This window comes from Oceaniglobus indicus, assembly GCF_002751875.1.
Taxonomy (GTDB): Bacteria; Pseudomonadota; Alphaproteobacteria; order Rhodobacterales; family Rhodobacteraceae; genus Oceaniglobus; species Oceaniglobus indicus.
Window position 1 is genome coordinate 67,360 of sequence record NZ_NMZM01000003.1, and the last position, 21,764, is coordinate 89,123.

The 21,764-nt window shown below is 66.1% G+C and carries 19 protein-coding genes; 6 read left to right on the forward strand and 13 right to left on the reverse strand.

The window, feature by feature from the left end; all coding sequences use genetic code 11:
- Positions 1-192 precede the first annotated feature (192 nt).
- The 6 genes from CFP68_RS05395 to proS form a co-directional block, all read right to left on the reverse strand.
- Positions 193-870: an ABC transporter ATP-binding protein gene (locus CFP68_RS05395; protein ID WP_099825499.1), complete on the reverse strand. Its 678-nt coding sequence runs from the start codon at positions 868-870 to the stop codon at positions 193-195.
- Entirely contained in the window at positions 863-2,149 is a 1,287-nt protein-coding gene (locus tag CFP68_RS05400) for a lipoprotein-releasing ABC transporter permease subunit (RefSeq protein ID WP_099825501.1), read from the reverse strand. The genes CFP68_RS05395 and CFP68_RS05400 overlap by 8 nt, the downstream gene beginning before the upstream one ends.
- A gap of 125 nt (positions 2,150-2,274) precedes the next feature.
- Entirely contained in the window at positions 2,275-3,060 is a 786-nt protein-coding gene (locus tag CFP68_RS05405) for an endonuclease/exonuclease/phosphatase family protein (protein WP_099825504.1), read from the reverse strand.
- Positions 3,042-3,374 (reverse strand): hypothetical protein, encoded by a 333-nt coding sequence (locus tag CFP68_RS05410; RefSeq protein ID WP_099825506.1) that lies wholly within the window; start codon positions 3,372-3,374, stop codon positions 3,042-3,044. Before CFP68_RS05410 ends, CFP68_RS05405 begins: the two co-directional genes overlap by 19 nt.
- A gap of 25 nt (positions 3,375-3,399) precedes the next feature.
- Positions 3,400-4,605 carry a PQQ-dependent sugar dehydrogenase gene (locus CFP68_RS05415; RefSeq protein WP_099825508.1) on the reverse strand — a complete coding sequence of 402 codons (1,206 nt, stop codon included), beginning with the start codon at positions 4,603-4,605 and terminating at the stop codon, positions 3,400-3,402.
- Between the two features lie 74 nt (positions 4,606-4,679).
- The gene (gene proS / locus CFP68_RS05420) at positions 4,680-6,020 is read right to left on the reverse strand and encodes a proline--tRNA ligase (protein ID WP_099825511.1); all 1,341 of its coding nucleotides are present in this window, start codon (positions 6,018-6,020) and stop codon (positions 4,680-4,682) included.
- A gap of 315 nt (positions 6,021-6,335) precedes the next feature.
- Here proS and CFP68_RS05425 point away from each other — a divergent pair, with 315 nt between their 5' ends.
- The 5 genes from CFP68_RS05425 (at position 6,336) to CFP68_RS05445 (ending at position 13,046) form a co-directional block, all read left to right on the forward strand.
- Complete coding sequence (locus tag CFP68_RS05425) at positions 6,336-7,406, forward strand: AI-2E family transporter (RefSeq protein ID WP_099825513.1); 1,071 nt, start codon at positions 6,336-6,338, stop codon at positions 7,404-7,406.
- Positions 7,407-7,411: 5 nt separating this feature from the next.
- Positions 7,412-8,095 (forward strand): HdaA/DnaA family protein, encoded by a 684-nt coding sequence (locus CFP68_RS05430; protein ID WP_099825515.1) that lies wholly within the window; start codon positions 7,412-7,414, stop codon positions 8,093-8,095.
- Between the two features lie 49 nt (positions 8,096-8,144).
- Positions 8,145-10,313: an RNA degradosome polyphosphate kinase gene (locus tag CFP68_RS05435; protein WP_099825518.1), complete on the forward strand. Its 2,169-nt coding sequence runs from the start codon at positions 8,145-8,147 to the stop codon at positions 10,311-10,313.
- An 81-nt stretch (positions 10,314-10,394) separates the two neighbouring features.
- Positions 10,395-11,390, forward strand: a complete 996-nt coding sequence (locus CFP68_RS05440) for a zinc-dependent alcohol dehydrogenase family protein (protein WP_099825521.1) — start codon at positions 10,395-10,397, stop codon at positions 11,388-11,390.
- 81 nt (positions 11,391-11,471) lie between these two features.
- Positions 11,472-13,046 (forward strand): Ppx/GppA family phosphatase, encoded by a 1,575-nt coding sequence (locus tag CFP68_RS05445; RefSeq protein ID WP_099825523.1) that lies wholly within the window; start codon positions 11,472-11,474, stop codon positions 13,044-13,046.
- Positions 13,047-13,109: 63 nt separating this feature from the next.
- On the opposite strand, the gene CFP68_RS05450 is transcribed toward CFP68_RS05445, so the two are convergent.
- From CFP68_RS05450 to scpA, 5 genes are all read right to left on the reverse strand, one after another.
- Positions 13,110-13,448, reverse strand: a complete 339-nt coding sequence (locus CFP68_RS05450; protein ID WP_241523967.1) for an AAA+ family ATPase — start codon at positions 13,446-13,448, stop codon at positions 13,110-13,112.
- A 31-nt stretch (positions 13,449-13,479) separates the two neighbouring features.
- Positions 13,480-14,472 carry an endonuclease/exonuclease/phosphatase family protein gene (locus tag CFP68_RS05455; protein ID WP_099825528.1) on the reverse strand — a complete coding sequence of 331 codons (993 nt, stop codon included), beginning with the start codon at positions 14,470-14,472 and terminating at the stop codon, positions 13,480-13,482.
- A complete protein-coding gene (locus CFP68_RS05460) occupies positions 14,473-15,162 on the reverse strand; it encodes a molecular chaperone DjiA (protein ID WP_099825530.1) in 690 nt (229 codons plus the stop codon).
- A 129-nt stretch (positions 15,163-15,291) separates the two neighbouring features.
- Positions 15,292-15,948 carry a VOC family protein gene (locus tag CFP68_RS05465; protein WP_099826193.1) on the reverse strand — a complete coding sequence of 219 codons (657 nt, stop codon included), beginning with the start codon at positions 15,946-15,948 and terminating at the stop codon, positions 15,292-15,294.
- 513 nt (positions 15,949-16,461) lie between these two features.
- Positions 16,462-18,582, reverse strand: coding sequence for a methylmalonyl-CoA mutase (gene scpA / locus CFP68_RS05470; protein ID WP_099825532.1), 2,121 nt, complete (start codon positions 18,580-18,582; stop codon positions 16,462-16,464).
- 117 nt (positions 18,583-18,699) lie between these two features.
- Between scpA and CFP68_RS05475 the strand changes: the two genes are divergently transcribed.
- A complete protein-coding gene (locus CFP68_RS05475) occupies positions 18,700-19,218 on the forward strand; it encodes a DUF4174 domain-containing protein (RefSeq protein ID WP_099825534.1) in 519 nt (172 codons plus the stop codon).
- A 76-nt stretch (positions 19,219-19,294) separates the two neighbouring features.
- On the opposite strand, the gene CFP68_RS05480 is transcribed toward CFP68_RS05475, so the two are convergent.
- Positions 19,295-21,295 carry an acetyl-CoA carboxylase biotin carboxylase subunit gene (locus tag CFP68_RS05480; protein ID WP_099825536.1) on the reverse strand — a complete coding sequence of 667 codons (2,001 nt, stop codon included), beginning with the start codon at positions 21,293-21,295 and terminating at the stop codon, positions 19,295-19,297.
- Between the two features lie 108 nt (positions 21,296-21,403).
- Positions 21,404-21,610, reverse strand: coding sequence for a hypothetical protein (locus CFP68_RS05485; RefSeq protein ID WP_169961456.1), 207 nt, complete (start codon positions 21,608-21,610; stop codon positions 21,404-21,406).
- Between the last annotated feature and the right edge of the window lie 154 nt (positions 21,611-21,764).

A 21,764-nucleotide genomic window follows, 5' to 3' on the forward strand; every position in this document is an offset into this window, starting at 1 on the left:
ATCCGGCGGCACGGGGCCATGCAAGCCAAGGCGCATATCGCCTTCGGCCCCGAATGTATAGCGCCAATGCAGGCGGCGGCGAACATCCGGCGCGTTACCTGTCGTCCTGCCCTTGCGACCGGACCGGGGGTCGCAAGGGCGGATGCCTCCGGCGGGAGTATTTCCGTCAGTAAGAAATACCGGCCGGGCGCGTCAGATCAGGCGGCCCTTTTCAAGGCGCAGGGTGCGGTCCATCCGGGCGGCCAGATCCAGATTGTGGGTCGCGATCACCGCCGACAGGCCGGTTTCGCGCACCAGTTCCATCAGTGCGGCGAACACCCGGTCCGACGTGGTCGGATCGAGGTTGCCGGTGGGTTCGTCGGCCAGCAGCAGGCGCGGCTTGTTCGCCAACGCCCGGCACAGGGCGACGCGTTGCTGTTCGCCGCCGGACAATGCCGAGGGGCGATGGTGGGCGCGCGGCGCGGCGCCGACGCGGTCGAGCAGGTCCATCGAATAGGCATCGGCGGTCGCACGGTCGATGCCTGACGCCAGTTGCGGCAGCGTGATGTTTTCCAGCGCCGTGAATTCGGGCAGCAGGTGGTGGAACTGATAGACGAAACCGATGTCGGCGCGGCGTGCGCGGGTGCGGCGGCGTTCGCCGAGACCGGTCATGTCTTCGCCGCCCAGCAGGACACGTCCGCTGTCGGGCGTGTCAAGCAGGCCCGCGATATGCAGCAGGGTGGATTTGCCGGCACCCGAAGGGGCGATCACGGCCACCACCTCGCCGCGCTGCACGCTCAGCGATGCGCCGGTCAGCACCGCCACCTCGTTCACCGCGCCGCGGTTGTAGACCTTTTCGAGGGTGTCGAGGTGCAGGATCGGATCACTCATAGCGCAGCGCCTCGACCGGGTTCATCCGCGCGGCGCGGCGGGCCGGGAAGATGGTGACGATGAACGACAGGCCCAGCGCCAGCGCCATCGCCGACAGCACATCCGCCAGTTCCAGCTTGGCCGGCAGCGCATAGATGCCGCGGATCGACGGATCCCAGACGCCACCGCCCGACAGGTAGTTCACGGCCGAGAAGATCGGATCGATCCAGACCGCGAAGGCGCAGCCCAGGATCACCCCCGCCAGCGTGCCGACCAGCCCGGTCAGCGAGCCGCAGATGAAGAAGATCCGCAGGATCGAACCTTCGGTCAGACCGATGGTGCGCAGGATGCCGATGTCGCGGCCCTTGTTCTTGACCAGCATGATCAGCCCGGAAATGATGTTCATCGCGGCAATCAGCACGAGGATCGACAGGATGATGAACATCACGTTGTCCTCGATATCCAGCGCGCGCAGGAACGCGCCGGACGCATCGCGCCACGTCCAGACCAGAGCGCGGTCGCCCGCCGCCTGAAGGATCGGCCAGGCGATATCGGCCACCGCCTCGGGATCGTCCAGCATCACCTCAAGCTCGTCGGCCACACCTTCGCGGTTGAAATAGGTCTGGGCGACATCGAACGGCATGTAGATGCGGGTGCGGTCGATGTCATAGCGGCCGGCGGTGAAGATATAGACCACCGGATAGGACGACACCCGCGGCGAGGTGCCGAAGGCCGTCTTGGCGCCGTCGGGCGAAATCAGCTTGAGGTTGTCGCCCAGCCCGATGCCCAGTTCCCGCGCCATCCCTGAGCCGATGGCGATGCCCTGTTCGAAATCCGCCAGACTGCCTTGGGCCTCGATCGGGTTGACGATGCGCGGGATGGTCGCCAGATCGGCGGCCTTGATGCCGAACACCTCGCCCCCCGAACTCGTGCCGCGGTGCGATGCCATGACCTGGCCCTTGACCAGAGGCGCCGCCCGCAGCACGCCGGGCACCTGCGCCACGCGTTCGGCCATTTCCGTGAAATCGGTGATGACGCGGGTCATCTGGCCGTTTTCGTCCTGATAGCTGCTGTTGTAGATCGTCACATGGGCGTTGGCGCCCAGGATCGTGTCGACGAATTCCTCGCGAAAGCCGGATCGGACAGCCAGCGTCGCGATGAGCGCAAAGACCGCCAGCGTGATGCCGACAAGGCTGATCCAGGTCATGACGCTGACGCCGCCCTCGGCGCGGCGCGCCCGCAGGTAGCGCCAGGCGATCATCCATTCGAAACGCGAAAACGGCGCGGTTGTACCTGCCACAAGACGTCCTTTCCAGGGTGCGCCGGTTATGTCGCCGCTGCGCGCGGCGGGGTCAAGGGCACGCGCCCGCGATGCGGCGGGCCGACGCCGAGATACCCGCCGCAGGGCGCGGCGTGCGATGGCCGCTAGAGCGTATCCGCCTGCGGCGCACCGTGCACCGACTTCAGGTTCTCGGCATGGGCATCCACCATCCGGCGGATCTGGCGCTCGCGTTCGGCACTGAAGGGCGGTTTGGGGCGATTGTAGCGCGCGGCGAGATCGGCGTCGAACGACAGGTCGGCCAGCATCGGGAAATGATCGGACCCGAACGGTGTGCCGCGACCGAACTGCACCACCGCGACGTCTTCGGTGACATACATCTGATCGATGGGAAACCGCATCAGCCGGTTCGTCGCATCGAAGCTGGGAATCGGGCCGCGACCGACCCGCGGGTCCAGGTATTCGCCCACGGTCTTGAAGCTTTCGGACACGTCGGACCATGCGACGGCGTTGAAATCCCCCATGACGACGACGGGCAGCGACGCGTCACGCGCGAAGCGCGCGGCATAGGCGATCTGGGCGTCGCGTTCTTCGGTGTCGACACCGGGCACGGGCGGTTGCGGATGCATGCCGACAAAGCGGAACACCTGGCCGTCCGGGGTTTCCAGTTCGGCGAACGCGGTCGGCGTGTCATCCGCCGTCAGATACCGCACCCGCATGTCGCGCACCTTCAGCCGGGTCGCGAGGATCAGGCCATAGTGATTGTCTTTCGGATGGCGCAGCACGGTCGGATAGCGGTCGAGTTGTTCGGAGAGCCCGACACTCCAGTCCGCGTCGGTTTCCATCAGGAACAGGACGTCGGGATCGGCGCGGGCGATTTCGTTTGCCAGATCGGCGTAACGGTCGTTTTCCATCAGCACGTTGGCCGCCATGAACCTGACCGGGGCCGGGCTTCGGACTTCGGCGCGAAGTGGACTTCGCGGCGCACCAGCGGCGTATAGGGCAACACGCGCCACCCCTGATAGACCAGACACAGCGCCACGGCGCCCGCCACCACTGGCCAGCCGAAAGGCCGCCACCACAAGGCCAAGGCGATGACCGGCACCATGATCAGCATGTAATGGATCCGCGGAAAGACCATCGCGCGCACCCACCACAGCCGGGTGTCGGTGATCGGCAGCACCGTCAGCGCCACCAGCGCGAGGGCGACGAGGATGAACAGTGCGGTCAAGATCGTTGTCAGCATCCGGCCCCCGGGAACAGACAGTGTTTCACTGTGCGGCTCGTGCAGCGGGGGTCAGACGGACAAGCCGGCCGTCGGATTGATCGGTCAGCGCAAGGATCGCGCCGTCGGGCGCGATCTCGATATCGCGCACCCGACCCAGCTCGGCGCGCAGGAAGCGTTCTTCACCCGTGACCGTATCGCCGTCCAGTGTCAGGCGCACGATACCGCCGGGGCGCAGGGATGCCGCGATCACGTCGCCCTGCCAGTCGGCGAACATGTCGCCGGTCACGAACGCAAATCCGCCCGGCGCGATCACCGGATCCCAGTAATACCGCGGCTCGGTAATCCCGTCGGCCGAATGTTCTCCGGTGCCGACGGGTTGGCCGGAATAGCGGATGCCATAGCTGACCAGCGGCCAGCCATAGTTCGCGCCCGGCTTGATCAGGTTCAGTTCATCACCGCCCTTCGGCCCATGTTCCAGCCCCCAGAGCTGCCCGGTGTCGGGATGGATCGCCGCGCCCTGGATGTTGCGATGACCATAGGACCAGATTTCGGGCAGTGCATCGTCATCGGCGGGAAATGGATTACCTTCGGCCGGGGTGCCATCCCGATTGACGCGCACGATCTTGCCATAGGTCTTGGCCAGATCCTGGGCATTGCCGCGTTCGGCCAGGGACGAATGTTCACCGGTGGTGATGAACAGGTGGTCGCCGTCGGGCACGATGCGACTGCCGTAATGCATGGTGGTGGGGGACGGCGGCGTCTGGGCGAAAATCTCGGTCACGTCCTGCAAGGCGTCCATCGCCTCGGGCAGGATCGCGCGGGCGGCGGCGGTGACCGACATGCCATCGCCCAGCGGTTTGGCATAGGTCAGGAAGATCGTGCGGTCGGCGGCGAAATCCGGGCTGAGCGCGACATCCAGAAGCCCCCCCTGCCCCTCGGCCAGCACCTCGGGCAGGCCGGCGATGGGCGCGCCCACCGTTCCGTCTGCCGCGATATGGCGCAGGCGACCGATCCGCTCGGTCACCAGGTAACCGCCATCGGGCAGCACTTCGATGCCCCAGGGGTGGTTCAACCCGGATGCGATGGTTTCGACGTTCAGCGTTATGCCGCTGTCCATGGCGGGGGCGCGGGTCTGGTTTTCGAACGCGGGCTCGAAACCGGGCACGTTTTTCGGCCCCTGTTCGACCGGGGCCGCCAGGGCGATCGTCGGGAAAAGGATCAGCGTGGACAGGATGGTCGTGCGGGTCATGTCAGCCTCCGTGTTGCGGATTGCCCACTACGTGGCACGCGAACCCGGGCAATCAAGGTGTCCAGGCGGCGTGGCTACCCCGCCTTTCCATAGATCGCGGCAATTTTCGCCAAGGCGGCGTCCGGCGTCAACTCTTCCGAGACACCGGTGCGGCGCGACGTCAGCTCGACCACCCCGTTCTTCAGGCCCCGCGGCCCGACGGTGATGCGCCACGGCAGGCCGATCAGGTCCATGGTGGCGAACTTGCCGCCCGCGCGTTCGTTGCGGTCGTCGTAAAGCGGCTCAAGCCCCATGGCGTTCAACTGCCCATAGAGCGACTCGCAGGCGGCGTCGGCCTCGCCGTCGCCCTGTTTCAGGTTGACGATCCCGACATGGAACGGCGTGACGCCTTCGGGCCAGATGATGCCCTTGTCGTCGTGACTGGCCTCGATGATCGCGCCGACCAGGCGCGACACGCCGATGCCGTGGCTGCCCATGTGGACCGGAACGCGGTTGCCTTCGCTGTCGCTGACGGTGGCGCCCATGGCGTCGGAATACTTGGTGCCGAAATAGAAGATCTGCCCGACCTCGATGCCGCGCGCGCTGCGCCGGCGCTCTTCCGGGATTTCGGCGAACAGGGCTTCGTCGTGGGTTTCGTCGGTGCGGGCATAGCGCGAGGTGAATTCCTCGAGCACGCCCTGGCATTCCGCGTGCGAATCATAATCGATGGCGCGGTCGCCGAATTTCAGATCGGTGATCTCGGAATCATAAAACACCTCGGATTCGCCGGTGTCGGCCAGCACCAGGAATTCGTGGGTGTCGTCGCCGCCGATCGGCCCGGAATCGGCACGCATCGGGATCGCCTGCAATCCCATCCGCTCATAGGTGCGCAGGTAGGTCACCAGGTGCCGGTTATACGAGTGCAGCGCGTCTTCGCGGGTCAGATCGAAGTTGTAGCCGTCCTTCATCAGGAACTCGCGCCCCCGCATGACGCCGAACCGCGGCCGCACCTCGTCGCGGAACTTCCACTGGATATGATAGAGCGTCAGCGGCAGATCCTTGTAGCTGCTGACGTTCGCGCGGAAGATGTCGGTGATCAGTTCCTCGTTGGTGGGACCGAACAGCATTTCACGGTCGTGACGGTCTGTGATGCGCAGCATCTCCTCGCCGTATGCCTCGTAACGGCCGGATTCGCGCCACAGGTCGGCGGACTGGATCGTCGGCATCAACAGCGGGATGTGGCCCGCCTTCTGTTGTTCCTCGTGAACGATGTTCTCGATGTTCTTCAACACCTTGAAGCCCAGCGGCAGCCACGAATAGATGCCCGCGCTGGCCTGCTTTATCATCCCCGCCCGCAGCATCAGGCGATGCGAGACGATCTGTGCCTCGGACGGCGTTTCTTTCAGCACAGGCAGGAAATAGCGGGTCAGGCGCATGGGGTCGGTCCTTGGTGCATGTTGGGCTGCGTCGGTTGGTAGGCGATCCGTCGGTGCCGGGCAAGCGTCGGTTGCCCGAATCAGATCTTCACAGTGGTTGCGCCCGGTCGGGTTCGGCGTGCCATCGGTCACCGAAGTAATCACCATCGCACGCCCGGCAACGATGCGCCGCGACCTTCTTCGATGCGGCCGCATCCGCCGTGGGCGCCCGCCGGCACCCGCGTGTGTCCGAACGGCGATGAAGCCCCCCATTGCGAGCCCTTGCGCGCATACCCCGCATAAGGGACAAAGGTCAGGTCCAACCCCGAGGATTCCATGGCCCTGCCCGTTCGCGATCAGATGAAATACTGGGGCATCGCGGCGGCGGTGTTCCTGTTCCTGCTGTGGTGGCTGGGGGATGTGATCCTGCCGTTCCTTCTGGGCGGCGGCATCGCCTATCTGCTCGACCCGCTGGCGGACCGGTTGCAGAAGCTGGGGCTGAGCCGGGCGATGGCGACCACGGTGATCACCATCATCGCCATCCTGCTTTTCGTCGTGCTGGCGCTGGCGGTCATTCCGACGCTGATCAACCAGGCCGCAGGGCTGATCGAATCCGCGCCAAAGATCGCCAACAACCTGCAGGCGTTCCTGACCGACCGTTTCCCCGGCATCATCGACGACGGATCGGTGCTGCGCAAATCCCTGGCCGGGGTCGGTGAGGCGATCCAGGCGCGCGGCGGCGAGTTGATGAACCGTTTGCTGGCGTCGGTGTCGGGCGTTCTGAACGTTCTGGTCCTGGTCGTGATCGTGCCGGTTGTGGCTTTCTACCTGCTGCTGGACTGGGACAACATGGTCGCCAAGATCGACGCGCTGCTGCCGCGCGAACATGTCGATACCGTGCGCTATCTCGCGCGCGAGATCGACCGGACGCTGGCCGGTTTCCTGCGCGGTCAGGGCCTGGTCTGCCTGATCCTCGGCGTCTATTACGCCGTCGGCCTGATGCTGGTCGGCTTGCAGTTCGGCCTGGTCGTCGGGGCGATCGCGGGGTTCCTGACCTTCATTCCCTATGTCGGCGCGCTGGTCGGCGGCGGTCTGGCCATCGGCCTGGCGCTGTTTCAGTTCTGGGGCGACTGGATGTGGATCGTCCTGGTCTATGCCATCTTCCAGTCGGGCCAGTTCATCGAGGGCAATATCCTGACGCCGAAACTGGTGGGCTCGTCCGTGGGCCTGCATCCCGTCTGGCTGATCTTCGCGCTGTCGGCCTTCGGAGCGTTGTTCGGCTTTGTCGGCCTGCTGGTCGCGGTGCCGCTGGCGGCGGCGCTGGGGGTGCTGGTGCGCTATGCGCTTGACCGCTATCGCCACAGCACCCTCTATAACGGAACCGCCCCCGACAACGGCGCGGAGTGAGGTCGATGGGACGCCAGCTGATCTTCGATCTGCCATCGGTGACGGCATTGGGGCGCGAGGATTTCTTCGTCTCCGATGCCAACCGGCTGGCGTTGTCGATGCTCGATGCCCCTGACGCCTGGCCGCAACGAAAGATGGCGCTGGTCGGGCCTGCCGCATCCGGCAAGACGCATCTGGCCCATGTCTTTGCCGCCGCCACCGGCGCGCGCATCATCGCCGCGCGCGATCTGGCCGACGCCGACATCCCCGCGCTGGCCGCCGGCCCCGTGGTGGTCGAGGATGTGCCAGACATCGCCGGCGACGCGGCGGCCGAACGCGCGCTGTTTCATTTGCACAACCTGTGCCTGGCCGAAGGCGGCACGTTGCTGGTCACGGGACGCGAGGCCCCCGCCCGCTGGCGGCTGGGCCTGCCGGACCTGGCCAGCCGGATGCAGGGCACCGGGGTCGCCGCGCTCGAGCCGCCCGACGATTCGCTGCTGGCGGCCGTCATCGCCAAGCAATTCGCCGACCGCCAGCTTGACGTGGATCCTGCCGTGATCTCGTATCTCGGGTTGCGAATCGACCGGTCGTTCCAGGCGGCGCGTGACGTGGTGCGGGCGCTGGATTCCGTCTCGTTGACCGAACAGCGCGCGATCACCCGGCCGTTGGCGGGGCGGGTTCTGGAACAGCCCGGCACGGATGGGGATTGAACCGGACCACAGTCATACTTGCTTCACTTTCAGCCGTCAGGATGCGCCCATGACCCTCACCGATTTTCTTGCCGCGCCGTTTCCCGACCCGGTGACACCCGGCGACGATGTGGATCTGACCGGACCCGATCGGTTCTTCAATCGCGAACTCAGCTGGCTGGCCTTCAACTGGCGGGTGCTGGAAGAGGCGGCAAATCCCCGTGTGCCGCTGCTGGAGCGTCTGCGGTTCCTGTCGATCAGCGCCACCAACCTCGATGAATTCTACACCGTCCGCGTCGCCGGCCTGCGCGAACTGGCCCAGGCCGGCAATACCACGCCGGGCACCGACGGGCGCACGCCGGGCGAACAGCTGACGATGATCGACATGGATGCGCGCCGCCTGATCGAACGCCAGCAACAGATGTACCTGGATCTGAAGGCCACGCTGGAAAAGGAAAACCTGTTCATCCTGACGCGCGACCAGCTGGACGACTCGGATCTCGCGTTCCTCGAGCAGGTGTTCCTGGATCAGGTGTTCCCGATCCTGTCGCCGCTGGCGATCGACCCGGCGCATCCGTTTCCGTTCATTCCCAACACCGGCTATACGCTGGCGCTGCAACTGGAACGCAAGAGCGACCGGCGCAAGCTGCGCGCGCTGCTGCCGATCCCGCAACAGATCGCCCGCTTCATCCGTCTGCCCGCCCCCGACGGCGCCCAACGCTTCCTGCCGCTGGAAGAACTGCTGCTGCTCAGGATCTCGTCGCTTTATCCCGGGTATGCGGAAAAGGATTCCTGCACCTTCCGCGTGCTGCGCGACAGCGATCTGGAGCTTGAGGACGAGGCCGAGGATCTGGTGCGCGAATTCGAGGTCGCGCTGAAACGGCGGCGGCGTGGCGAGGTCGTGCGCCTGACCATCTCGCCCGGGGCTCCCGGTGCCCTGCGCCGCCTGATCATGGACGAACTGCCGGTGCGCGAGGACGAGGTGTTCGAAATGGGCGGCATGATCGGCATGTCCGACCTTGCCGAACTGGTGCTCGACGAACGCCCCGATCTGCTGTGGCCCTCGTTCAATCCGCGCATCCCCGAACGGGTCCAGGACCACGACGGCGACATGTTCGCGGCGATCCGCCAGAAGGACATGCTGCTGCACCACCCCTATGAAACCTTCGACATGGTGGTGCGCTTCCTGACCCAGGCGGCCAACGATCCCGACGTGGTGGCGATCAAGCAGACCCTGTATCGAACGTCGCGCGATTCACCCATCGTGCAGGCACTTTGCGACGCCGCCGAACAGGGCAAATCCGTCACCGCGCTGGTTGAACTGAAGGCCCGCTTCGACGAGGCGGCGAACATCGCCCAGTCGCGGCGGCTGGAACGGTCGGGCGCCCATGTCGTCTATGGGTTCATGAACCTCAAGACCCACGCCAAGATCTCGACCGTGGTGCGCCGCGAGGGCGCCAAACTGGTGACCTATACCCACTATGGCACCGGCAATTATCACCCGATCACCGCGCGCTTCTATACCGACCTGTCGCTGTTCACCTGCGATGCGGCGCTCGGGCGCGATGCCACCCGCGTGTTCAACTATCTCTCGGGCTATGCCCAGCCCGACATGCTGGAAAACCTCGCCATATCGCCACTGACGCTGAAGGACACGCTGATCGAGCGGATCGAGAACGAGGCCAGGAACGCCGCGGCCGGCAAGCCGGCGATGATCTGGGCCAAGATGAACGCGCTGGTCGATGCCGATGTGATCGACGCGCTTTATGCCGCGTCGGGTGCGGGGGTAAAGATCAGCCTTGTCGTGCGCGGCATCTGCGGCTTGCGCCCCGGTATCGCGGGCCTGTCCGAGAACATCCGCGTCAAATCCATCGTCGGCCGGTTCCTCGAACATTCGCGCATCGTCTGTTTCGGCAACGGCCACGAGCTGCCGTCAAGGAAAGCGCGCGTCTACATCTCGTCGGCCGACTGGATGGGCCGCAACCTGGTGCGCCGTGTCGAAACCCTGGTCGAATGCACCAACCCCACCGTCAAGGCCCAGATCGTGTCACAGGTGATGGCGGCGAACATGGCCGACACCGCCCAAAGCTGGCTTCTGGCGCCCGACGGCTCGGCCGAGCGGACCAGCGGCGGCACCGGTTTCAACTGCCACCGCTTTTTCATGGAAAACCCATCACTGTCGGGCCGCGGATCTGCAGGTGCCGCTGACGTGCCCGCCCTGACCCATTCGGAATACTGACCGCCGCGCGGAAAACCACCCGGGGCTTGACCGCTTCCACCACAGGCGGGATGATTTGGGCGAACCAGGGGGCGTTGAACGATGAAAGCACTGCGACTGCACGCACCCGGCGATCTGCGTCTTGACGACGTGGCAGCGCCCGCGCCCGGCCCCGGCGAAATCACGGTCCGGATCGAGGCGGCGGGCATTTGCGGCACCGACCGCCACCTGTTCCGGAGCGAATTTCCCTGCACGCCGCCGGTGACACTCGGCCACGAATTCTGCGGTATCGTCACCGCCATCGGCGATGGGGAGACGCACATCGCCCCGGGCGACCGCGTCACCTGCGACCCCAACATCGCTTGCGGAACCTGCGCTCAATGCACGCGCGGGCGGATCCACCTGTGCGAAAACCTCTGCGCCATCGGCATCCACCGCGATGGCGGTTTCGCCGAACAGGTCGCGATCCCGGCCCACCGCGCCTTCGTTCTGCCGCCATCGCTGGATCCGGCGCTGGGCGCGCTGGCCGAACCCCTGGCCTGCTGCATCCACGGCGTCGACCGCGGCGCCCCATTGCCGGGCGAACGGGTGCTGGTGATCGGCGGCGGCGTGATCGGGTTGCTCTGCGTGCAACTGGCCCGGCTGGCGGGCGCCCATGTGTCGCTGCTGACCCGTTCGCCCGACAAGCGGGCGCTGGCCGAAACCATGGGCGCGTCCCACACCGCCGCAACGCCGCAAGCGGCGCTGGCCGAGTGCCCGGCCGGCTATGATCTGGTTTTGGAATGTGCCGGCGTGCCCGATACCGTGGTCGCGGCGCCCGCACTGACGGCGCGCGGAGGCCGGATCGTCGTGCTTGGCGTCCTGGCACAAAGGGCACAGGTGTCGATCGAACCCTTCGATCTGCTGTTCCGCGAAATCGACCTGAAAACCAGCTTCCTCAACCCGTTCACCCAGGGGCGCGCGGCCGACCTGATCGCATCGGGCCGGTTGTCCCTTGCGCCACTGGTCAGCCGCACCGTTCCCCTGTCCCGGGCGGCCGCCGCGATCACCGAACCCGCCGCACCGGGCGACATCCGCGTCATGGTCGTGCCCGACTGACCCCGGGGCGGCGTCATCGTTGACCTTCACGCCCCGTCGGGGCAGGGTCCGCACAACGGAACGATCCACCGGAGAGACACGATGGACGATGGCCTTCAGGACCACACCGAAGACCACGGGCTCTTCGGCCGCCCCCTGTTCGACGATCCGGCCGCACGCGCCCTCAGCCGCGTCGGGGTGGTCGATGTCGGATCGAACTCGGTTCGGATGGTCGTTTTCGACGGCGCCGCGCGAAGCCCGGCGTATTTCTTCAACGAAAAGGTCATGGCCGGCCTCGGCGCGGGCTTTGCCGAAACCGGCCGGCTGAACCCAGAAGGCCGGGTGCGGGCGCTGGCCGCCCTGAAACGGTTCCGCCGGCTGGCCGAAGGCATGGGGGCCATGCCGCTGACCGTCGTGGCGACCGCGGCCGTGCGCGAGGCATCGGACGGCCCGGAATTCCGCGCCGAGGTCCAGCGCGAGACCGGCCTGAAGATGTGGGTCGTCGACGGCCGCGAAGAGGCGCGCCTGTCGGCGCAGGGCGTGCTGCTGGGCTGGCCCGGCGCCTATGGTCTGGTCTGCGACATCGGCGGATCGTCGATGGAGCTGGCGCAGATCTTCGACGGCCAGGTCGGCAAACGCGTCAGCTCGGGCCTCGGCCCCCTGCGCCTTCAGGGTGTCAAAGGCGGCAAGAAGGGCATCAAGACCGAAATCGCCACGACACTGGATCGGCTGGTCGAGGAGATGGGCGTCGACAACAAGCGCCTGTTCCTGGTGGGCGGATCCTGGCGGGCGATCGCACGCATCGACATGGCGCGCCGCAACTATCCCCTGATCGTGCAGCATGAATACCGCATGACGATCAAGGGCATCTCCGAAACCATCCAGTTCATCGAAGACAACACGGTGGCGGATCTGCGCGCCATGACCGGCATCGGCGAATCGCGCATGGCCCTGGTGCCGCTGGCGGCGATGGTGCTGAAACAGCTGGTGCGCCGGTTCAAACCCCGCGACATCGCGATCTCCAGCTATGGCATCCGCGAAGGCATGCTGTTCGAACAGATGCCCAAGATGCTGCGCGACCGTGATCCCCTGATCGAGGCGTGCCGCTTTGCCGAACAGAAGGACGCGCGGATGCCGGGCTTCGGCCGGGCGCTGTTCCAGTTCATCCAGCCGCTGTTCAAGGGCGACGATGCACGGCGCCAGCGCATCGTGCGCGCCGCCTGCCTGCTGCACGACGTCAGCTGGCGCGCGCACCCCGACTATCGCCACGAGGCCTGCTTCGATAACGCGACCCGCGCGAACCTTGGCGCCCTGACCCACCCCGAACGGGTATTCCTGGGCCTGTCACTGTTGCACCGCTACAAGAACTCCCGCTCCGGCTCGCGCTTCGAACCGATGATCGACCTGCTGAGCGAGAAGGAAGCCGCGCAGGCCGAGGTCTTGGGCCGCGCCATGCGGTTCGGTGCGATGTTCTCGGCCGAAAAGCCCGGGTCTCTGGGCGAACTGCGCTGGTTCCCCAAGAAGAAGGTGCTGGAACTGTGGCTGAACGATCATGCGTTCGACCTGTTCGGCGAGGTCGCGCAATCGCGTTTCCTCAGCCTTGTTTCGGCCCTCGGTGCCGAAAGCCAGGTCAAGCGGCAGAGGGGCGGAAACAAACCCGCGCCGGATGTCGCGTAACCGCTGACGTCTTACCGACGCAAATACGCCCGCGCAGCGCGCATCCGGTGTCGCAGCGCGCGCTCAGATCTCGATTTCATCGCCCGGGAGGGGTGTCACGTCATCGCCCGGAGCCGGCGCCGCGGGGGCGTCCGGTTTGCGACGCAGGATGATATCGCCGTTCGGCAGCACCTCGGGCGCCTGGTAATCATCCAGATCCTCGATCCCCAGACCTTGCCAGTTCAGCGCGCCAAGCTGTTCGGCCAGGTCCCGCATCGCCGGATCCACCCGGTCGATCAGCCCGCGCAACAGCGTGCGCGCGCCTTCGCCCAGCAGATCGACGCCCTTGCCGATCTCGCCGTCGTCCGCGTGCAGCGGCGTGGCAAGGGTCATGCAGACCAGCAAGGGAAGTACGCGTCTCATGGATGGCACCCTAGCATGGGACGGCCCGCGATCACAAATCCAACGTCACCGGGAAGTGATCGGAAGCCACCAGCAACGCATCGCGCAGCGGGATGTCGGCGAAGCAGTCCTGGTCCTCGAACGGATGCCAGATGCGCCACACGGGGCATCGCGCGGCCAGGTCGGGTGACACCATGATGTAATCCAGCAGGGCTTGCAGCCATCGCTTTTCGGGCTGGATCCAGAACCGCGCGGACGTGGGCGCGGCCGCCGCCCGGCGCGACAGGATCCGTGCGGCATGGGGATCATGCAGCCGGGTTGCCGTGCCCTCGCCCAGAACGATTTCCACGCTCGACCGCCCGAACAGCTTTTCATATTCATCCAGGCCGGGACCGTCGTTGAAATCGCCCAGCACGATCAACGGTTCCTTCGCGTCCAAATGGGCCGCTACCCGCTGACGCAGCCAGATGCATTGGGCCAGCGCCTTGCGGCGATTGGCGATGGCCATGCGCGTCGCTTCCGCCGGGGTGCGGGCCCCGTGGGGCGCCTTGCTTTTCGCATGCACACCGATCAGACGCAGCGTTTCACCCTCGGCCTCGAACAGGACCTCGAGCGGTGGCTTGGACCAGCGAACGGTATCCGGCGCGGCGTCGGAATCCAGATCGATCGCGAAAGCCTGATCGAACCGCGGCGCTCCGAGTTCGCTGGGATCGTGCAGCGCGGTTACCACGTCCGGATCATACAACAGCGCGATTTCCTGCTGGGTGTCGTTGGCAAAGCCGATCAACGCCTGTCGCGCGCGCAATCCGAACCTTTCCGCGAATGTTTCCAGCGCCCGCGCGCCATCGCGGCGCCGGCTGGTGTCGGGCGCTTCGATCACCATGACGGCATCGACGTCCAAAGCGGTGAACACGCGCCCCAGCGCCGCGATCTGGGCCGCACGCGTGATGTCGCGGCGTCCGGACCAGCCCTCATCCTCCAGAAGTTCCCCGTGATCGTCGAACAGCGAATCGAACCATTCGACGTTGTAGGTGGCGATCCGCATTCAGGGCACCTGGCCGGTGCTGATCTCTTCCCACGCGCGATTGATGGCGATCAGCCGCTTTTCGGCCAGGCGCACGGCTTCCTCGGGGACACCGCGGGCAATCATCCGGTCGGGATGGCTGTCGCGCACCAGGGCCCGCCAGCGCGCCTTGATCCGCTCCAGCGGCATGTCGGGTGTCGCCCCCAGCAGGTCATAGGGATCGGGCCGCGCGCCCGGCACGAACCGCGCGCGCAGGGCGCGGAACTGCGGTTCGGGCAGACCGAAGATGCGCGCGACACGGTGCAGGAAATCATCCTCGGCCGGGTGGTAATCGCCATCGGCCATGGCGATGTGGAACAGCCCCTCGACCAGGTCCGACAGCACGGCGTGTCCGTCGCGCCCGGCGAACATGCGGGCGATCCGACGCGCGTAATCCTCGAATCCCGCAACATCGGTGCGGGCCAGGTTGAACAGCCGGGCGGCGTTTTCCTCTTCGTCGGGCGCGATGAAGAACACTTCGCGGAAGGCCGTCACCTCGTTCTTCGTCACCTTGCCGTCGGCCTTGGCCATCTTGGCCCCCAGCGCGATCACGGCGATGGTGAACGCGACCGAGCGTTCGGGCGGCGTGCGCAGCCGGTCGAAGACCGCGCTCAGGCCTTCTCCTCCGGCCAGGGCAGACAGGGCGTCGGCGATGCGGGTCCAGATCGACATGGGCGACACCCTAGCCCGGCAGTCGGGCGGTGTCAGGATGCATTGCACCGGCCACCGTCCATTTCACACCGAGGCAGCGGCGGTGCCCTGGGGTCAGCAGCATGATCGGGAGGATCATCCGTTGCGCGATCATCTCGAGGTGGCGATCGCCGCGGGGTCGGAGCCTCCGGCGGGAGTATTTCGGTCAGTAAGGAGCACACGCCCCTTCGGCGTCTCGAACACCGCTTCCAACGCCGGGGGACCTTCGACCATCTCGGTGCGGCCGATGGCGCCGTAGGCCCGACTTATCCGTGCGACATCGGGGTGGCACACACGCAGGCTTGTCAGCCGGCAGCCGCTGTCGGGCAGCCGGCCTGCCGGGTGGCCGCCGTCCTGCCATTCGATCAGCGCGGGCGCGATCCCGTCCAGCGGCAGCACACCCGTTTCCGGCACCGCCATGCGCCAGCGCAGATCGCCGCGCTGCAGCTCGATGATGGATCCGGTGCCGTCGGGGGCCTGTTCCAGGGCCGACGGCAGATCGCCGCACCGCAAGATCCAGTTGGTCAGGCGCGGCGCGCCGGTGAACCGGTCCAGATCGAACCAGCGGGGGCGGCCGGGGGCGCGGCCTTCGGGGTTTACCGCGATCACCTCGAGATACAGATCCGGGCCCAGCGACAGCAGCCGGTTGTGCGTGCCCAATGCGTCATGCACGCCGCCGGGGGCGAGGGTCACGCCGAACAGATTTTCGACATAGGCGGCGCCGTCGGCCAGCGTGGCCGCCGAGATCGCGAGATGATCCAGTTCCATGTGATGTTCCTTCAGGCAATCCATCGTCCCAGCGCGAAGATTACCGCGCCGGCGGTCGGCCCGAATGTCGCCGCAAACCCGAAGACCCGCAAGGCCGGTGCGCGCCGATACCCGATCCAGAACGCCAACCGCACCGGCCCGAAACCGATGCCCAGCACCACCCCCGGCCCATTGCCCAACAGCAGTAGGCGGACGGCGGCCAGAGGCAGAGTGCCAGCACGATGTGCGCAATCGTATCGGCCAGCACCCGCTGATCGGCATCGGACGCCACGCCGTCAACGAGGTGATCATCGAAAGGCCGGGGGCAGACCCGTCAGCCCACCATCATGAGCGGCATCAGACCGGGGCCGGGGAAGGCGAACGCCATCAGCGCGAACACCGGCACGTCGACCACGGCCCCGACCCGCAAAAACCCGAGGGCTGGCATTCCGCTTGCCATCCGCGTTCGCGTCGTCAGGCCGCCCCTGCCATGCGCAAAGAGGTGGCGCGGGCAAACATGGCCCCTGCGCCAGCTCAGCCGCGCGCGGCGCGGATCAACTGCAGGATATCCCGGGCCGCCGCCGGGATGTTCGTGCCCGGCCCGAAGATCGCCTTGACGCCCGCGTCGCGCAGGAAGGCATAATCCTGCTGCGGGATCACGCCGCCACAGATCACCAGGATATCGTCGGCGCCCGCCGCCTTCAGCGCCGCGATCAGTTTGGGGGCAAGGGTGCGGTGACCGGCGGCCTGCGACGAGATGCCGATGACATGCACGTCGTTGTCGATCGCGTCCTGCGCCGCCTCTTCGGGGGTCTGGAACAGGGGGCCGACATCGACGTCGAAGCCGATATCGGCAAAGGCGGTGGCGATCACCTTGGCGCCGCGATCGTGCCCGTCCTGACCCATCTTGACCACCAGCATCCGGGGGCGGCGGCCTTCCTCATCGGCGAAATCCTCGACGTCCTTCTGGATCGCGGCAAAGCCGGCGTCGCCGTCGTAGGCGGCACCGTAGACGCCGGCCAATGTGCGGACCTCGGCGCGGTGGCGGCCAAAGGCGTTTTCCATGGCCTTGCTGATCTCGCCCACCGTGGCGCGGGCGCGTGCGGCATCGACAGCCAGTGCCAAGAGGTTGCCGGTGCCGTCCCAGGCGCCGTTTTCCAGCACCTGCAACGCCGCAGTGCAGGCATCGCCGTCACGGCGTGCGCGGATCTTTTCCAGCCGCGCGATCTGCGAGGTGCGCACGCCCGCGTTGTCGATCGAGCGGATGTCCAGGTCGTCTTCCTTTTCCAGCCGGAAGCGGTTGACCCCCACGATCACCTCGTCGCCGCGATCGATGCGCGCCTGTTTCTTCGCCGCCGCCTCTTCGATCCTGAGTTTCGGCATGCCGGACGCCACCGCCTTGGTCATGCCGCCCAGATCGTCCACCTCGGCGATCAGTTTCTCGGCCTCGGCGATCAGGTCGGCGGTCAGCTTTTCGACGTAATACGACCCGGCCAGCGGATCGACAACGTTGGTGACGCCGGTTTCGTGCTGCAATATCAACTGGGTATTGCGCGCGATACGGGCCGAGAAATCGGTGGGCAGGGCGATCGCCTCGTCGAAGGAATTGGTGTGCAGCGACTGGGTGCCGCCCAGCACCGCGCTCATCGCCTCGTACGCCGTGCGCACGATGTTGTTGTAGGGATCCTGTTCGGCCAGCGACACGCCCGAAGTCTGGCAATGGGTGCGCAACACCGACGATCCGGGCTTTTTCGGCGCGAAATCCTGCATGATCTTGTGCCACAGGAACCGGGCCGCGCGCAGTTTTGCCGCCTCCATGAAGAAGTTCATGCCGATCGCGAAGAAGAACGACAGGCGGCCGGCGAAGGCGTCCACGTCCATGCCGCGCGCCACGGCGGTGCGCACGTATTCCTTGCCGTCCGCCAGGGTGAAGGCCAGCTCCTGCACCAGGTTCGCGCCGGCCTCCTGCATGTGATAGCCGCTGATGGAGATCGAGTTGAAGCGCGGCATTTCGGCGGCGGTGTATTCGATGATATCCGCAACGATCCGCATCGATGGTTCCGGCGGATAGATATAGGTGTTGCGGACCATGAATTCCTTGAGGATGTCGTTCTGGATCGTGCCCGACAGCTGGGCGCGGTCCACGCCCTGTTCCTCGCCGGCGACGATGAAGGATGCCAGAACCGGGATCACCGCGCCGTTCATGGTCATGCTGACCGAAACCTGGTCCAGCGGGATACCGTCGAACAGGATCTTCATGTCCTCGACGGAATCGATGGCGACGCCGGCCTTGCCCACGTCGCCCTCGACTCGCTCATGATCGCTGTCATAACCCCGGTGGGTTGCCAGATCGAAGGCGACCGAGACGCCCTGCTGCCCGGCCGCCAATGCGCGACGATAGAAGGCATTGCTTTCCTCGGCGGTGGAAAAGCCGGCATACTGGCGGATGGTCCAGGGGCGTCCGGCATACATCGTCGCCTTGGGGCCGCGGGTATAGGGCGGCTGGCCCGGCATCGTGCCCATGTGGGGCAGGTTTTCGGTGTCGGTGGCATCATGCACCGGGGCGATGGCGATGCCTTCGGCGGTGTGCCAGGTCAGATCATCCAGCGGCTTGCCCTTCAGTTCACGTTCGGCGGTGGCTTTCCAATCGCTCATGCGGTGTCCTTTCGGGAAACGGGGATGGGGCGGGGGCCGGATGTCGCACCCGGATGGCCCGCTGCCACTGTGTTTTCGCGTCTGCGCGCCCTATATTGTGACAGAAGAGGAGAGCCCATGCGAACACCATCCAGACCCGTCACCGGTAACATTCTTGCCGTTCTGACGGTCGCCCTGTTGGCGGTGCCGGGTGCCGCGCAGCAAACCGTCATCCCGATCGCCGAGGAACAGGCCGTGGCAAACACCCCGTTGGAGCGTTGGCGTGATGATCCCACGATCATCCTCGACGGGGCCGAGGTGGATCTGGAGGATTTTCGCTGGGTGGCGCGACCGGTGATCGTCTTTGCCAATTCGCCCGAGGATCCGGCCTTTCGCGACCAGATGAACCTGCTTCTGGCGCGCCCCGATGCGTTGGCCAACCGTGACGTGGTGCTGATCACCGATACCGATCCATCGGATCCGTCGGCGGTGCGTCGCAAGTTGCGGCCGCGTGCGTTCATGCTGGCGCTGATCGGCAAGGATGGGCAGATCAAGCTGCGCAAGCCCCTGCCCTGGGATGTGCGCGAGCTGACCCGTTCGATCGACAAGATGCCGATGCGCCAGCGCGAGATGAACGAACGCCCGCTGGGCGACTGAGCGATCCCGCGCCCGCCCGCTCCGCGCCGGCGGGTCGTGCCGCCGCCCTTCGGTCTATGTGCGCACGGCATCGGCGTCATTCGAACTCCATGATGACGGCGTCCACGGCCAGGTTGTCGCCCTCGGCAGCGTTCACCTTGGTCACGACGCCCTGTTTTTCGGCGCGCAGGATGTTTTCCATCTTCATCGCCTCGACCGTGCACAGTGCCTGGCCCTGCTGCACCGTATCGCCTTCCGCCACGTCGATCCTGACCACCCGGCCGGGCATCGGGCACAACAGCATCTTTGATGTATCGGCCCCCTTCTTCTCGGGCATCAGGGCGGCCAGTTCGGCCTGTCGCGGCGACATGACCCGCACATCCAGATCGGCGCCCCGGGTGCGCAGGCGGAAGCCATGGGTGATCTTGGCGACCTTCAGGATCAGCGGCGCGCCGTCGATGTCCAGCCGCGCGAGGGTCTGCCCCGGCGTCCAGTCCGACGCGACCCGCAGGACGGCGCCGTCGTCGAAGCGCACGTCGGCGCCGTTGCGGTCCGCCGCGATCCGCACGGCGAAGTCCTGTCCCTGAAGGCGGACCACCCAATCGTCGCCGACCTTGCGTTCGTGGTTGTCCATCCGGCCCGACACGCGGGTGCGCCGAATTTCGGCCACGCGATACATCGCCGCCGCGGCGGCCGCCACCCGGCGCAGGGCCGCATCGTCCAGCGTCACGCCCTCGAACCCGTCGGGATATTCCTCGGCGATGAAGGCGGTCGTCGCCTCGCCGGCAATGAACTTGGGGTGATCCATGACGGCCGACAGGAACGGCAGGTTGTGGCCGATCCCCTCAACCTCGAAACTGTCCAGTGCGACCCGCATCGCCTCGATGGCCGCGGCGCGGTTCGGCGCCCAGGTGCACAGCTTGGCGATCATCGGGTCATAGAACATCGAAATCTCGCCGCCCTCGAAAACACCGGTGTCGTTGCGCACCGCGTGATCGGCCCCGGCCACCTCGGCGGGCGGGCGATATCGGGTCAGCCGCCCGGTGGACGGCAGGAACCCGCGATAGGGGTCTTCGGCATACAGCCGCGATTCGATGGCCCAGCCGTTCAGCGCGATATCATCCTGCGCCATCGACAGCGCCTCGCCGTTCGCGACGCGGATCATCTGTTCGACCAGATCGATCCCGGTGATCAGTTCGGTCACCGGATGTTCGACCTGCAGGCGCGTGTTCATTTCCAGGAAATAGAAGTTGCGATCCCCGTCGACGATGAATTCCACCGTCCCGGCGCTGGTGTATCCCACGGCGGCAGCCAGCGCGCAGGCCTGTTCGCCCATGGCGCGGCGCGTGTCGGCATCCAGGAACGGCGACGGCGCCTCTTCGATGACCTTCTGGTTGCGCCGCTGGATCGAACATTCACGCTCGTTCAGATACAGGGTGTTGCCGTGGCTGTCGGCCAGCACCTGGATTTCGATATGCCGCGGCTGGGTCACGAACTTCTCGATGAAGATCCGGTCGTCACCGAAACTGTTCGCGGCCTCGTTCTTGGAACTCTGGAAGCCCTCCCGCACCTCGCCTTCCTCCCAGGCGATGCGCATCCCCTTGCCGCCGCCTCCGGCCGAGGCCTTGATCATCACCGGATACCCGATTTCGCCCGAGATCTTCACCGCCTCGTCGCCGTCCGCGATCAGACCCATGTATCCCGGAACCGTGGACACGCCCGCCTCGGCGGCGATCTTCTTGGACGTGATCTTGTCGCCCATCTTTTCGATCGCGCCTTTGGGCGGGCCGATGAAGGCAACCCCGATATCGGCCAGCGCCTCGGCGAACTTGCTGTTTTCAGAAAGGAAACCGTACCCCGGATGCACCGCGTCGGCGCCCGATTCGCGCACTGCCTCGATCACCCGGTCAATCACGATATAGGATTGGTTGGCGGGCGCCGGGCCGATATGCACCGCCTCGTCCGCCATGCGCACGTGCAACGCGCCGCGGTCGGCATCCGAATAGATCGCCACCGTGGCAATGCCCATGCGGCGCGCGGTCTTGATGACGCGGCAGGCGATCTCACCCCGGTTGGCGATCAGGATCTTCTTGAACATCGGACGGTCCCTTTCTGTGGGCGCAAACGCAAAACGCCATCCGGGCGCGGTGCACGGATGGCGTCAGGTGTCATCGTAACATGGCCGGGATCGGCCGGATCGGTGTGATCAGCGCGGGCAAAGCTCGGGCACGACATCGTCGCACAGCGCACCGGCGGCCGCCCCGGCCGCAACGCCGGTTGCCACGTTGCCGCCCGCAATGGCGGTCGCGGCCCCCACCCCTGCGCCACCGATGGCGGCACGGTTGAGGTCCGCGTTGTTGCACGCCGCAAGTCCAAGCGTCGCTGCAATCGCGATAAGTGTGATCTTTTGCATGTCAATCTGCCTACGTTGGGAGTTTCCGTTCCTGGAACAGGTCCTAGCCCGAACAAAGGTTCCACAACCAGAGGCAGTTGGCCATCGCCCGCGCGATTGGCAAAGGCCCGCCCACCCATCGGCGGCATCGTTCCGATCGTTCGTGAAACCACGC

What these genes read in the sequence shown, in the direction of transcription:
- CFP68_RS05455 (WP_099825528.1), bottom strand. Translation starts at nt 14,472, where the DNA reads ATGCGGATCGCCACCTACAACGTCGAATGGTTCGATTCGCTGTTCGAC.
- CFP68_RS05425 (WP_099825513.1), top strand. Translation starts at nt 6,336, where the DNA reads ATGGCCCTGCCCGTTCGCGATCAGATGAAATACTGGGGCATCGCGGCG.
- CFP68_RS05450 (WP_241523967.1), bottom strand. Translation starts at nt 13,448, where the DNA reads ATGAGACGCGTACTTCCCTTGCTGGTCTGCATGACCCTTGCCACGCCG.
- CFP68_RS05395 (WP_099825499.1), bottom strand. Translation starts at nt 870, where the DNA reads ATGAGTGATCCGATCCTGCACCTCGACACCCTCGAAAAGGTCTACAAC.
- CFP68_RS05435 (WP_099825518.1), top strand. Translation starts at nt 8,145, where the DNA reads ATGACCCTCACCGATTTTCTTGCCGCGCCGTTTCCCGACCCGGTGACA.
- CFP68_RS05440 (WP_099825521.1), top strand. Translation starts at nt 10,395, where the DNA reads ATGAAAGCACTGCGACTGCACGCACCCGGCGATCTGCGTCTTGACGAC.
- CFP68_RS05415 (WP_099825508.1), bottom strand. Translation starts at nt 4,605, where the DNA reads ATGACCCGCACGACCATCCTGTCCACGCTGATCCTTTTCCCGACGATC.
- CFP68_RS05405 (WP_099825504.1), bottom strand. Translation starts at nt 3,060, where the DNA reads ATGGCGGCCAACGTGCTGATGGAAAACGACCGTTACGCCGATCTGGCA.
- scpA (WP_099825532.1), bottom strand. Translation starts at nt 18,582, where the DNA reads ATGAGCGATTGGAAAGCCACCGCCGAACGTGAACTGAAGGGCAAGCCG.
- CFP68_RS05480 (WP_099825536.1), bottom strand. Translation starts at nt 21,295, where the DNA reads ATGTTCAAGAAGATCCTGATCGCCAACCGGGGTGAGATCGCCTGCCGC.
- CFP68_RS05485 (WP_169961456.1), bottom strand. Translation starts at nt 21,610, where the DNA reads ATGCAAAAGATCACACTTATCGCGATTGCAGCGACGCTTGGACTTGCG.
- proS (WP_099825511.1), bottom strand. Translation starts at nt 6,020, where the DNA reads ATGCGCCTGACCCGCTATTTCCTGCCTGTGCTGAAAGAAACGCCGTCC.
- CFP68_RS05410 (WP_099825506.1), bottom strand. Translation starts at nt 3,374, where the DNA reads ATGCTGACAACGATCTTGACCGCACTGTTCATCCTCGTCGCCCTCGCG.
- CFP68_RS05430 (WP_099825515.1), top strand. Translation starts at nt 7,412, where the DNA reads ATGGGACGCCAGCTGATCTTCGATCTGCCATCGGTGACGGCATTGGGG.
- CFP68_RS05445 (WP_099825523.1), top strand. Translation starts at nt 11,472, where the DNA reads ATGGACGATGGCCTTCAGGACCACACCGAAGACCACGGGCTCTTCGGC.
- CFP68_RS05465 (WP_099826193.1), bottom strand. Translation starts at nt 15,948, where the DNA reads ATGGAACTGGATCATCTCGCGATCTCGGCGGCCACGCTGGCCGACGGC.
- CFP68_RS05475 (WP_099825534.1), top strand. Translation starts at nt 18,700, where the DNA reads ATGCGAACACCATCCAGACCCGTCACCGGTAACATTCTTGCCGTTCTG.
- CFP68_RS05460 (WP_099825530.1), bottom strand. Translation starts at nt 15,162, where the DNA reads ATGTCGATCTGGACCCGCATCGCCGACGCCCTGTCTGCCCTGGCCGGA.